Origin of the sequence: Paenibacillus sp. V4I5, from assembly GCF_030817255.1 — a bacterium.
In the GTDB taxonomy this organism is placed as follows: Bacteria; Bacillota; Bacilli; order Paenibacillales; family NBRC-103111; genus Paenibacillus_E.
Genome location: NZ_JAUSZB010000001.1, coordinates 351667 through 365320, shown reverse-complemented (window position 1 = coordinate 365320; position 13654 = coordinate 351667). Strand labels below are relative to the sequence as shown.

Here is a 13654-nt window from a genome sequence, read left to right as displayed (position 1 = left end):
GCTGCCTTGTACTCGTTTACGATTCCGGAAAGCGTAGATATTTCTTGTCCGCGTTGCTCAACGATTAAGCCCTTATCCCGGACGGACTCTTGTAGTTGCTCAACTAGCTTTGCTTGAGATCCGTTCTCTTTTATGAGTCGCCCCATCTCGTCAGCCAGAGCCTTCACTTCTTTCTTCATTTCAGTAATCTCTTGCTCTTGCGCGAATATAGTTTCTGCGCGGTTTGCTAGAGCATCCGTATGCTGCTGAGACAGATTGAGCCGTTCTGCAGCCTCCGTATTAATCATACCGATAAATATCTCTGCGTTCCGACGTGTATGATATTCCAATTCATCTATTTGTTTTGCGTACCCGCTTCCTGTACCTTGCTTGAGCAATTGCAGCTCATACATCGACGCCAACTGCTCTATGAAAGCCTCCTGAGTCTCTAGGCCACTCTCCTCCGCCAGACGTTCAAGTTTCACTTTTAAATCGTTGGTAATTTTGTATGCTTTAGTTGTTTTAGCTTCGGTCGACGACATCTAAAAACTCCCCTTTTTTTTCGTAGGTTTACTTATAGACCTTATATTATCATAGGTTAACCGAGTTTACTAAGGTTAACTTGTCGTACATTTATCTAGTGGCTGACTAGGAGCGGGTGCCGCTGCGCGGCAGAATATGCTCGATCGATCGCCTTTGTGGCTTCATCCTGAGTTGTATATAAATCTACCAAAATGGTAAGGATAGGTACATGAGCTGAATGAACGACAAATCAAGATAGATGCTAATGGTCACCCTCTGGAAACATTGTAAGCCCGGGAAAAACGGGGGGCGCTCAGAACCTAAAGCTTGGTGGCCGAAAGGCCTGTTTGGTCGGAAGGCTTCACGAATATAACGCGCGCGCACAAGTTCGGTACATATAGCTTGTCTATTTGATATTGTCTACTTGGCTCGGAGGTCGCACCTACCGAGCTATTCGTCATACCCTCTTCTCTTTATTCTCTTGATTATACTACCAAACAAGCGACAAATGTGTATTTGGTGCTTGTTTATTCAATCAAGTCCCCCCTTCGTACCGATACACAACTAAAAAAACAAGAAAAATGATGCATTATGTCGTTTCTATTATCCTATCATAAAATTAATAGGTTAACTTTTAGTTCCCATTATTACAAGGGTTTACCGAGTTTACTAGGTAAACTAGCCGTTGTGCCACAATATTCGAAATTCTCTAGGCTCAAATGCTTTGAGGCACTGCTATATCAAATTGAATGGTTTAGCATTAATTAGGGGGGGCATCAAGCTTTGGATATGCCACAGAGCCGAAGCAATGGGCATCCACAATTCTTTATAAGGTGCCTTCATAACTCAACGGAACGCAACTTGTGAGCCTTGTTTTGCTCCACACTGGCCGCAGCTAGTAGTTCATGATTTATCGTCCCGTTTGACTTTACATTCCCATTTTGATCTTGATGATTCCAAACTGCAATATCCAATCATTTAGACTTACCCCAATAAAAGAAACAGCGGCAAGCCTTGGACGAGAAAATAAAGTCCTAGACTACCACTGTTTTATTGAGCTATCATTTTCTGTTAGCGAAAGGGTGCTGCCGTTCATTTTGACAGCCCGCAAATAAATAAAAGGAACCTTACTTTTTCGCTTTCTTGCTTTTTTTTCTCTCTTTTCTATTGTGCTTCTTCAAAATGTGGGAAGGATCATAGCTGCCATTTTCCCTTTGATATTTTTTCAAGCTTAGCAACATTGGGATTGTCACGACTATAAGCATCCAAAAAGCAATCTCAAAACCTGATTGCATCAAAAAAGGGCTACTTTTAATAGCACTATGCAAAAAGTAAAAATCAAGAAGTGTAAGAAATAATAATTTCTTAGTCAATTTAAGACCAAGTTCTTGTTCCCTGTTTGAAATGGTCATGAGTTCTAAGAAATGCAAGAAAAGATAATATCATAAATATATATCCGTTAGTTTTCATTCCAATATAAGATTGAGCTAAAAATTCTATAATGTGAAAGAGAATAAAATGCCCTACTAGCAATTGATCTATTGTTTCATTATGTTGGTTCGCTATCCACTTTAATACAATCGCAATCGTTGGCATTGAAAGAATTGGTAAAAATAAGTACAACCTAAGTAAGTGGAGCTTTTTCCGCTCTTCCCATCTAGGAATGATGAATAAGATATCCAGATACTTTGCGATATTCTGGCGAAATTTCAGGATTGAAATACCAACACTACTTTCATATTTATTCATCATTGTGCCTCCTATTCAAATTGGGACTATACCTAATATATCGTCAGATATCTGATTAAAATCAAGGCGTATTTATCATATTCTACAGCAGAGGATTAGAAAAAAGAAGTAACCGCATGGAAGCAGTTACTTCATTTTTGCCCTGGATCATCGCTTAAGCGATATAATCATCTTTATCGATGAAACTCTTGTCACCGCTTCTTTGACTACTACACATTTTGCAGTAAGTTTGTTGTTCCGCAACGTTTGCAGGAACACTTATATTTGTTTTTTTCGCAATACAGGTGCGATGCTGGCCACCAGTAAATGTGTAATGGCCACATGCAGTGTTATGCTGGATATCTACGCTACATTGAATACCTTTCTGTTGAAAAGACTGTAGCAGATTCCTGCAGTAAGAGACGGATGAGTCCGAACGATTATCTTTGTCTTGAATTAGATATTCTTGGAGTTCCTGCGGACTCAGCTCAAGCGAGCACTTACCCGTTCTCCTCATAAAACAATCATGCTCTGACAGATGATAAACAAATTCCTTGTTCGTTGGATCCAGCATCGTTTTATAACGATCGGATCCAGTTAATTGATGCAGTTCAGTAGATGCTTCTACTATACTTTTGGACTCACACAATACGCTAAAAATGATCTGGTATCCCTTTGCCACCTTATTTGCAGCAAGATGCTTTGCAATTATACCGGTGAGATAGCTAATTACTTCAACTGGTTTAATCCAACCCTGCATGGTTGAATCCATCTTACTAACTTTTTCATGGATGGATTTTAATTCTATCAGTCCATCTTCATAATTGAGCGTTGAGTAACGAACATGTTGCTCCATATTCCATATTGATTTATGGATCTCCATGTAAAGGCTAAGTGCATCGACATCTTCCTCTACTAATGGCAGCATTTTTCCATTGCCGTCTTCCTTAACGCATAAAATGGCGCCAGCTTGCTTTGTTAGCGTGTCGTTGGGACCAACTAAGGCATACAGAATCTCCCGATCACTTCGGCCTGTGCCATATTTATCCCAGAGGTACACACGCTTATGCTGCTTGTACTTGCTCTTGAATCGCCACATTGAGACTTTTCCGTTAAGTGCTTCCTCGAGTCTTTGATTCCCTTCAAAAATCAGAACGTGCATACAATTCTACCTCCATAATATTTTTCCCAATTGGATCTCCTGAAACGCAAAAACTCCCTATGGGATGATTGCACCTTAACGGGTATAGCAAAAACCCGTTTAGCAATAACATCCCATAGGGAGTCGAACTTGCCGCATATGCGGAAATGACGTGAGATCGTCTGAGTTACATAATCCCATTTTACAACATTTACTATACTTTGAAAAGATTCAATACGAAACTTCTGTTGTAAGACTTTGGAGTTTATAAAGGGCTTCATAGCTTGTCGTTTGTCTCTTTCGCAACTCTTTGACTATACTTATTTGAGGGTTCTCTTTAGTTGCATTATTTCTGTCTTTAGGGATTCCACATGATGATCTGTAGCCTTACCTTTTAACTCAAGTCCGTTCAGTACGGTATTCCCCTTTATGCCCATTGTTGTGATGCTCGACCTAATAGCTATATCTATATCTAACTTAGGATCAAACAGTATTTTTGACCACTTTTTGTCAAGGACAATAGAAGCCTCTGCAAGAGCCCTCAGATCACCATTAATATCAATCAATTCAAGATCATTATTTATCTGTGAAAGTATACTACTCTCCGTGGTTTCAGACGGCGCCTGTGTTGGTTTGGACGATTGAATAACAGCAGGCTTCGATGTCGCCGATGCTTCCGTTGGTTTGGACGATTGAGTAACAGCAGGTTTTGATGTCGCCGATGCTTCCGTTGGTTTTATTGTTGGGGAAGGCTGGACCGGTGCCTCTGTTTGTGTGGCTGTAGGCGTGGGTTCGGCAGGATTCATAGTTTGTGTATTAATCGGTTTTGGATCAGGATTAAATGTCACGGGTGTTGATTCAGTTGTGATTTCAGGTGTTTTAGAAGCCGGTGTTGGGCTTGGTTGTCTCGAAGAAACGGCTGCTTGGTTTTGACTTCCAGAGTCTTTACGAATCGAATTGGCGTATGTTTCTACTCCAATTGAAGCTAAAATACATAATGTTCCGATGATGACAAATATGTTCTGTTTTCTCATCCTGCGATATCCTTTCTTTCCTCAATCGATTTTTCGATCAGCCTCACCAAGGTTTCATGAAGATCCGGTGAGTAACCTTCGTAATGCGGTAGGTCTTGTATGTATGAGATCAGGGCAGCATCTTTTATTACATCAAAGTTTTGCGGCTTCCCTGCGACAGTAGACCGATCGTTTGCGATACAAAGCACTCCTAGGATGGGGACATTCGCTAATCCATTATCATTCAACAATCTTTGAAATAAAATATCGTGATGAAGCATTTGTGCATTTGGATCTTTTATCACATCTTCTTTAAGTAGGTTTCCGTATGAATCTTTTTTTGTTCGTTCAATCCCGTTGGGTGTAAATCGAAGTTCCCCGCTGTAATTTTTCGTCTCAACATGAATCAAACCTTTGGACCCAACAATTAGATGATCAATCTCATGTCGCATTCCTCCATGTACTACATAAACGCCATTCCAAACGAAGTATTGCTTTTCATCCAAATACCTGAGATGGAAGCTGACCTGTTCTTCCGCTCGATTCGCAGCTTCTTTTTGAGCAACCTTTATCTCTTGCCTTTTTTTCCTCTCAGCTGCAGCCTTCTGTTCCTTGTTTGTTTGTATATAGTGATTTAAGAATGATCGGAGTTTAGGCAGTATACCTACTGATAGAAAAACAAAACCAATCAAAAATAGTACTAACGCGAACCCATCAAATATATTCATAATAACCTCCTATGAGCAAGTAGTTGTGTCACAGCTAAAGCATAATGGCATGGAAACTATGACATTATGCTTTAGCTATGGTAGAGGAGTAATACAGACTCAAGAATACCAGTCAAATACTTTTATTTTCATTGAACAACATCTCATATCAAGGCTGCCGTACAACACTTTTAATATACCAACTACTTTTACCAGTTGTGGCATCGTTGATGATGTTGTCTAGTAGGACCGTGTAAATCTGATCTCCACCTTTTTTCATCTTTAATTGAACTTTAAAACTCTTCTCATTTGTGCTTTTGGAATCAATTGGAGTCGAAGTATACGACACCATATCACCGGGACGAAAGATTTGAACGAAACTTTCCATGACTTGGCGTGAATCTTTATCCTTTTGATTTGAGATGGCAACCATCAAAATATTGGGATCAAAAAGAGCAGCAGCTCCATCTAATTTCCCCTCATTTATTAAGGTTAGAAACAGATCAACCTTGTCCAATGGACTATTTGGCTGCACAATTTTTGATTGATCCACTTTTCCGGTATTTACATCAGGAATTTTACTAAAGCCGGGATCAATTTCCTGATTTGCTTCAGCCTGCTTAGTTATTAACCAAAATTGTTCCTTTTGGTGACCATCATCCTCTACAAGAAGCTTTAACGTGAAAGAAAAGCTTTTCGTCTGCAGAGAGTTAAATTTTACATTCACATTTATATTTGCTTCAGTTTCGCTGATGTTAGTTCCTGTAATTTCTAAGTTCGCTGCTGTCTTTTTTGGAAACAGAGTTACGTATTTTTCTACTGCAGCATGCGCGCTTAATCCCTTTTGATTTGATGTATATTCAAGTAGCTTGTTTGGTTCAACTAAGCTGGCTGCATTATCAATATCTCCATCATTGATGTATTGAAGATATCGGGTGATTACTTGACCTGGCGTCTCCTCTTTCTTGATTTCATCACCGACAACAGGCCCACCTTTTTGTATCTGATCCGATGAAATATCGTGTTGTTGCGGCGATTTCAATGAAGTAGATGAATGTGGGGAGTGGCTATATATAATAAGACAGATGATAATTACGAGCCATAATCCACCTATACCGATTACCCATTTCATTTTCTTTTCGGCCCCTTTATTTGTGTAAGTAGCCAATGGGATTCACTGGCGTATTGCTTTCTCCAACTAAAACCTCAAAATGTAGATGGACACCATTAGAAAGACCTGTTTGCCCCATTATACCGAGCGATTTTCCTTTTTTCACTTGATCACCGGCCTTTACTTGGAGGGATCCCGCTACCATATGGCTATAACGGGTACGTATGCCATTCCCATGGTTAATAAGAACACTATAACCATAACCGTCATTGCGGTCACCTGCACCTTCAATTACTCCATCTTCAACGGCATAAATAGGGTAGCTTACATTGTTATTCCGATCATCGGGGGTTCGAGAAATATCTTGCCCTTTGTGCAATGCTTCCTTCCCTTTCGTATCATCGTAACGCCAGCCATAAGGGCTTCCAAGAATAGCTTTGGTGAGCGTTGGGAAGATCCAAGTGTTACTGCCTGGAATAACAGGTGCATCTGCTATTGATCCACCGGAAGAACCACCGCCGCCGTAACTGCCACTTGCATTTAACATTTTAAAGGCATCCTGATAAAAACCGTTGTAGCTACTTATAAGTGAATGACCAGGATCATTTTCATTGATCGATAACATGGCCATTGCTGCATCATCAGTACCGAAGTTAAGTTTCTTGAGAATCGCATCGAATTTCGTAAAGTCAGGAGTTCCACATCCGGGCGAAAGTCCACCTGTAGTATCACCGATCGGTCCCGAATAGCCTACATCTTCGTAGGGCTGACCTGTTGCTGAATCAATACCTTTATCGAGATCGTACTGGGTTAAGTTATATTCGTGAATCAATGACCTAAGATTATAAGAGTAATTTACATCGGTTGCATAACCTGCCGCTTGTAACCCATTCGCAAAAGAATACGGATTTTTTTGAGATAGTACTGGCTTATATCTGCCATTGTCGAGCAAAAACTTAGAATGTCCATGGAACCCTTCCGTTGCATTTGCATAGACTCGGAAATTTGCATTGATGGTATATTCGTTTCCGTATTTATCCTGTTCCTTTGTTTGATATGACACAACGGGCCCTGTCCAACCATCTCCATTTTGTGCTTTAATCCCGAAGAAATTGTAATATTTTGATGCTAACTCACTGGGTTGCCAGCCACTTTCTTGAACCAGTTGAGCCAAAGTGATGGCAGCAGGAATACCGCTTTTTCTCTCCTCCTCTGTAGCAGCGGGACCATAAAGGATAAAAAGGGGATGTGACTTGCCTGATGGTTGTCCGTTTACCGTTCCACCGCTTGCCGAACCAGTTGATGTTGAAGGCATAGAGCATCCTTGTGCGTCTCTTACCCAAAATGTTTTGGTGACCGTTGTGTCACCTGAAGATTCTGTAGTAGTCTCTTGATGATAGGTTATGATCTCTATTCGATTCCAGGCATGCGCCTTGACCAAAAGTTTAACGATTTCCTCACTTGTCGATGTTGTTGTGTATTCACGCTCTTCAGTATGAGATTCACCATCTCCATCATCAATAGTCACCGTCTCCGTATGTCTTGTCACGGTTGTGGTGGTATTTGTAAATTTTTGATATGTAAGATCAGGCTTCAAAGCTGAAGCAATGGGATTAGGGTCTATATCAGTATTTTCTAAATTATTTATAGTAATTCGAATATTATCGATCGATTGAACAACAAGCGTTGGTGGGCGATACTCTGGTAAATCAGTTGTTCTTACGACGGCCGACTCATACTGATTTCTTAGTTTCTGTGCGAGTTGACCGTTATCATCATCACTTAGCCATCCAAACGAGATTGAGGCATATATGATGCCCCCACCTACGATGATAACAAGCAGCCCTATGATAAGAGCGGGAACACCCAAATATATTAGGGCACCGGCAATTACCTTTGCAATAAGCTTCATGATTATTTTTGCTAACATCTTAACAAGTTTTTTTGCGATTTCCTTTAGTGCCTTCTTTGCCATCGATTTGGCAAAGTCTTTACCGGTCTCTAGCACTTTTCTGCCTACGGAAGGCGCCGAGGACTCTTCTTGATCGTTGTGTGCCGCCATTCCCGCCTCACCTCCCGAATAAAAGCCCCCCGTCCGGACTGACGGAGGGCAACATATAATTAATGATGGTTACCGGAAGGATCAAGTCGTTTGAGCTTGCTTCTTAGGAACAAAATTCCGGCGTCTTAAATCCACTGAGGCATCTTTTTGCGACGGACTGATAAACAGGTTGGCATCCATTGTCTTCCCGTTATAGGCCGACTTTCCTTGCTCATTATGCAAATAAGAAGCATTGACATATTCAACCTTGTGCCCTCCATCCTTACCCGCTCCAGAAGTGCCGGGCATAGGAACGGCTTCTTTAACAGGAGTAAGTCGTACAGAGTTCCCTTTTCCTTGAATTTCATAAGGAGTAACAACGGTTTCTCCCTTACTCAGAGTAGCGTTTCCGCGACCTAGATTAGAGATAGGTTTAAATTCACCTGTTGCTTGATCTTGAAAAGCGAGAACACTTGAATTTGCTGTTTCAAGTGCGAATACGTTTTTGATTCCTGCCTGATCTCTCATATCCGTCAGTGTCGAAGGAGTAAGCTTTCTTCCAGCTTGGGAACTGCGAGCCATGCTATCGCCTATTGCATATCCTCCTCGGCCCAATACCATCTCGCCAACTGCGCCTGCTCTTTCAGCAGAACGTTCACGTTTTTCCCCCAAATTAGCTGCTTTTTGTTCCGCTGTCAAAGGCTGAGGATTGCGCTTCGCTTCGACTCGTCCTAAACCACCCTGGGCAGCAACATGGGCGGATTTGGCAGTTTTGGCTGACCAATCACCGTCTCTATTGGTCATCTGTCCATAGGCATCACTGAAGTTCGAAGGGAATTCTGCGACCCTCTTACCGGCTGCAGCAGCACCTTTGCCAGCGGCTCTACCTCCGACATATCCTGCTACTCCTGACCGATAGCCGGCGCCATCCCCTACGGTTTCCCCAATCTCGCCTCCGATGTATGCACCTGCACCACCCATACCTGATCCTGCAAATCCAAATGCCATTCTACCTGCAGCTCTTCCGAAGCCGGCACCAATCTCCCCGGCTGCACGTAGTTTACGTTGTTGCATCGAAATGGGACGTCCAGCTCCAAGATCTGCCTCACTGCCTCCGTATGAGGCTCCAGCTGTACCTCCTCCTCCTGCGGCCATGTTGCCACCCATACCAGGAAGCCCATGACCTCCACCAGAGGACTGTTTATTATCGATAGGTAAACCTTTATAAGCTTTAAAGCCGTTGCCTAATCCCTTTCCGACTGTCATCATGCCTTTTGTCAGGTTCATCATACCAGCTGCTCCGACAAGTGTGCCTGCAGCTGCAAGCTTCCCACCGGTTTGTGAAGTCGCTCCGAAAATAAAACGAATACTTTCGGATATCGGGATAAATAAACAGAGTCCGACAACCATTTGGAACCATCCCATTTGGTCATCTATCATGTGAAAGTAAATCCAATACAGAACGGCGTGAATCGCTTGTGCAACGATCTGTGCCCATAGTTCTTTCCAAGCAGTCATAGTAACCCCATGTAACATGGGATAGAACATACAACTAATCCATAGCGGAGCAAGAATGATCAAAATCGCAATCATAAACTTGCGCTGTAGATAGAATACTTCCCACCAGATAGATACCCCACGAACGGTTAGTGAACAGGCGGAGCGGGCAATAGGAGAAGTCAGCTCACTCGTATTCTGACAAAGGCTGTTCATTTCGACTCGGCCGGAAATGCTCCGTCCATCATTTGGAATAGCATTTCCCATATTATCAACAACGGCCTGAGGGGCTTTTAAATCGTTAAAAGCCATATCCCTGATGCCGTTGTTCAAAGCAAATAACGAGGATGTAATCGTAAAAAACTGTGCAATCAGGATGGTAGCTACCAAAGTTTTTACTAAGGCATCATTAACTTCGAATTTTAGTGTAGAAGATATTCTGCTGTAAGAAAGTAGCACGCCTGACTTAATAACTGAGGCACAGATGAATGCGAATGATAATCCGGCAAACATCCAAAATCCCCGATATATGACTGTATTAAATTGCTGTGTCGTAAACATTCCCCAGACCGATCGATCAGCACATGACTTGAAAAAGGTCCCCGCGATTCCGCAACCGTTATAAAATATGTGATCGGCAGGGTCGTGAATTCCGCCTAGTACTCCAAGTAAGAAATCCAGAATCCAAGTAATCGGTGCCGTATACCACGGATCGCCACTACCTGCGAGTGCGACAGGGGCAAAGATTGACGAAACTATTGAGACTAGTCCCAGGGAGATTATTAATCTCTTCGACTTCTTATTTCTCGTTTTTAATCTCTCCGGTGGCTCCTTGCTTCCTTTTTTTAAAGACTTGGCCATGTTAGCCCACCTCCGGAAGCAGTCCTTGCTCTTGCAACCAATCGGGGTCCGTGTCGATAAAGCGTCTCATTTCTTTGCTGACGGTTACTTTAATAAATGCAGAACTACCACCTACTCGCATGATTCCTTCTCCGCGTGAGTCATCTTCCTCCCGCTCCGGAGGACGGCGGCATATAACCTCAAGCTCTCCTTCGGATAAATTAAAAATACTCTTCAATTGCAGCTTTTCATCATTAGAGATTTGCCCGATGCGGAGGAATAATGCGGTTGTAGCATTTTTTACCAATGCGATACCACTTGGATCCTCTAAGAAAGGAGTAAGGTCTTGCGTGATAATGTCGGCACCGGCATTGTACTTACGAGAGCGACGCGCTAAATCCTCGATAAACTCCATCGCTCCTGGAATCCGTTTCATTTTCCATGCTTCTTCAATCTTAAGTCTCTTACGGAATTTACGAAGGCTTGGGCGTTTAATGAAGTATTCCCATCCAAGCGTCGTAATGACAAGCATCATGATATCGAAGATGCGCGAACTTTCGATTGCTTTAATGTTAAAGTTGATCCAGCATACATTATCCAACATATTATCAACTGGTAGATCATCCCCGAAATTCGTTTGACCGTCGATAAGAGCGCCATCCGGAAAATCACGTAAGTATCCTCGAATAACGGTAAGAAGACGTTCGGCGTACTTTTCTTTTAAATCTTCGAATTCGAGAGTTTCCCAATCTACATTAACGGCACAATTTTTGAGTAATCGCTTGTACATATCAGTTAAGGTTCGTTCTGGTTTGCGCTTGCGTACTTCTTCGACCTCGCGTGTAAAACGGTTAAATTCTGGAACGAGCCCTGGTTCATAAAGGGTGGACGGATCTTCCGTGATGCCAGCATCTTGGTAAGTATCGAGAATTGCTTTTTTGAGATGAGTTTCTTCTTCACTAACCATTCCACCGAGTAGGCGGTCAAAGAATTTGAGAAGTTGGCCAATTTTAGGACCAAGAGGAACAACTACAATCGCTTTTTTTCGGCCGACTTCGTCCGTGATTTCAACCTCTTCTTCGGATATTGCAAACGGGTTAATGCAGACATCCCCACCTTCGCGAATTTCCACTTCACGTCCACCAAGGAGTCTGCAAACAGGGCCATTCTCACCATCGGGATCTATCGAGAATATCCGATAACCGAGGCAAATCTGGGAACTGGAGATATACTTATTACTGAACGATTTCCCCGATCCACTTGAACCGACGATCATAGAGGAATAGTTATCGAGATACTTCGCAAAAACGTTAAGAAATTCCATGGTTCCAGAGTGTTGGTTGACACCGAGTGGAACACCACCGCTAAATGGAATTTCCGAACTGTAGAAGGGTGAAGCCGCTACAATTGCAGTACGGTCGAAAAACCTCCGATCGTTCCGGTCATCAATCTTGTTGTTTGCAATAGGCAACGTAGAAATATATCCACTTCTCTGCCTGTTATAGAGCACTCTCAGGAAATGATCGTTACCAAGCAAATCATCCTGCATGTGCATACCGACATTATCGAGTCCCTTTTCGTCCTTAGCGAATACGGTAACAAGACATGTTCCTAGGAATCCATCGTTATAACCATCACTCAACTCATCTAGCAAACGACCTGCAGCATCTACAGACTTTTGAGCCTCCCGAGCTTCGATTTCGTTACCTGATTTGAGCATGTTAATCAAACGCGTTCCTTCATCGGTCGCCGCGTTTTTATATGTACGAATCGCTTGATTGCGTGTCAATTTCGTTATATAAAACATCATATTGACGGGGCCCGAGCGATATAAAACATCAAGGGCACCAGTTGTTAATGTAGTAGTTCCGAATTCTATAATAAATGAACGGTAGGGGTACCCTCCTGCAGGGCCGTCAAGAACATATCCAAGATCACGAGGGTGTACAGGAACTTCGAATCCCGTAGGTGCTACAAAATCAAAGTAAGACAATGCTGGCACTGGCGAACCGCTTTTCAGATCTTGAGATTGCAGTTCACTTGAGTCAACGGGAGATGGTTTCTTCTTGAATATTTTATTAAGCAGATTTTTCATCATCTTTTATCTCCTCCGCTTGCTCTTCCAAATCCTCATCTACAAATCTGTTTGCAGGACGAGAGTAGTCAGACGTTACGATGTTTCCTAGCCGTCCGGGATTGGCTAGAATAGATCTAAATCCTTTAACGGTACCCGACTGTTTATGCGTTGCAAAGTATTGTGATTCAAGTAAGTCCTCAATAGATGCAAGCTTGGCAACTCCGCCCATGCGACCATAGCCGCCAACAATCGTAGATCCAAGTCGGTAATATTCATTGGTGGCTTTGGAATAAATGAGGTCGTCGTCCAGATCTTCGATCAATTTAGGTGGGTATTCTAAAATAATGAAGAAGTAGCGAGCAAAATTATATTCATCTGTGTTCTTCTGCCAGTGCTCCATAAAGGGAAAAAACATGCTTTCGGCGTAGCGCTGGGCGATGGGTTGTAGAGATGGGAAAGCATCATAATATTGTTGCATCTGATCTACGAGTTCAATAGGGCGAGATTGTACATGAATACCGAGCTTTACTTCACGACCTGGACCAAGTGATAACTGGGCAAGCAGCCGCTCATAAGCGCGATCCGTATCCTCTTGTTCAATAATGGAGCGCAGCTGATAGTTGATCGGTTCCGTCTTGACAGCTCCCACGAAAGTTCGAATGTCCCCTCTTTGCTCCAGCTCTATTAGATTATCACCAACGATTTGTTTTACGCCGATTATATTCTTCCAATCGCCTTCTAATTCTCTAGTTTGTATGGATGCTTTCTTGTTTTCTGTTTTCTTCTTCTTTTTACTTAAGGGAATGATAGGTTTATTGGTCATGACGCGAAATATCAAATAACCAATAAGTCCAAGCCCCAAAAACATAAAAATATCACTCATTTAGAATCTCCTCCATAAACCACTTTCTTTTTTCTTATGTCGTATTCTATATATGAGATGACGGTCTAGGAATAATCCGCTTTGAGGATGTTTAACAAACGAGAGCAGAACTGCT

At 42.3% G+C, this 13654-nt stretch carries 10 protein-coding genes; 1 reads left to right on the top strand and 9 read right to left on the bottom strand.

All coding sequences use genetic code 11. The features are described 5' to 3' along the window. The first annotated feature begins 6 nt into the window (after nt 1-6). Nucleotides 7-117, top strand: coding sequence for a hypothetical protein (locus tag QFZ78_RS38755; RefSeq protein ID WP_483874830.1), 111 nt, complete (start codon nt 7-9; stop codon nt 115-117). 1758 nt (nt 118-1875) lie between these two features. Here the strand turns inward: QFZ78_RS38755 and QFZ78_RS01780 are convergent. The 9 genes from QFZ78_RS01780 to QFZ78_RS01740 all read right to left on the bottom strand — a co-directional run bounded on the left by QFZ78_RS01780 (nt 1876) and on the right by QFZ78_RS01740 (nt 13539). Then, nucleotides 1876-2250, bottom strand: coding sequence for a hypothetical protein (locus QFZ78_RS01780; protein ID WP_307544899.1), 375 nt, complete (start codon nt 2248-2250; stop codon nt 1876-1878). A gap of 154 nt (nt 2251-2404) precedes the next feature. After that, nucleotides 2405-3391 (bottom strand): hypothetical protein, encoded by a 987-nt coding sequence (locus tag QFZ78_RS01775; protein ID WP_307544896.1) that lies wholly within the window; start codon nt 3389-3391, stop codon nt 2405-2407. A 299-nt stretch (nt 3392-3690) separates the two neighbouring features. Further along, complete coding sequence (locus QFZ78_RS01770) at nt 3691-4404, bottom strand: hypothetical protein (protein WP_307544894.1); 714 nt, start codon at nt 4402-4404, stop codon at nt 3691-3693. Continuing rightward, entirely contained in the window at nt 4401-5111 is a 711-nt protein-coding gene (locus QFZ78_RS01765) for a nuclease-related domain-containing protein (protein ID WP_307544892.1), read from the bottom strand. Before QFZ78_RS01765 ends, QFZ78_RS01770 begins: the two co-directional genes overlap by 4 nt. A 148-nt stretch (nt 5112-5259) precedes the next feature. Beyond that, on the bottom strand, nt 5260-6222 hold the full coding sequence (locus QFZ78_RS01760; RefSeq protein ID WP_307544890.1) for a hypothetical protein: 963 nt from the start codon (nt 6220-6222) through the stop codon (nt 5260-5262). Between the two features lie 16 nt (nt 6223-6238). After that, on the bottom strand, nt 6239-8263 hold the full coding sequence (locus QFZ78_RS01755; protein WP_307544888.1) for a glucosaminidase domain-containing protein: 2025 nt from the start codon (nt 8261-8263) through the stop codon (nt 6239-6241). 81 nt (nt 8264-8344) lie between these two features. Continuing rightward, the gene (locus tag QFZ78_RS01750; RefSeq protein WP_307544886.1) at nt 8345-10600 is read right to left on the bottom strand and encodes a hypothetical protein; all 2256 of its coding nucleotides are present in this window, start codon (nt 10598-10600) and stop codon (nt 8345-8347) included. Nucleotide 10601: 1 nt separating this feature from the next. Then, nucleotides 10602-12677 (bottom strand): VirB4 family type IV secretion system protein, encoded by a 2076-nt coding sequence (locus QFZ78_RS01745; RefSeq protein ID WP_307544884.1) that lies wholly within the window; start codon nt 12675-12677, stop codon nt 10602-10604. Further along, nucleotides 12658-13539 carry a hypothetical protein gene (locus tag QFZ78_RS01740; RefSeq protein ID WP_307544882.1) on the bottom strand — a complete coding sequence of 294 codons (882 nt, stop codon included), beginning with the start codon at nt 13537-13539 and terminating at the stop codon, nt 12658-12660. The genes QFZ78_RS01745 and QFZ78_RS01740 overlap by 20 nt, the downstream gene beginning before the upstream one ends. Nucleotides 13540-13654 lie beyond the last annotated feature (115 nt).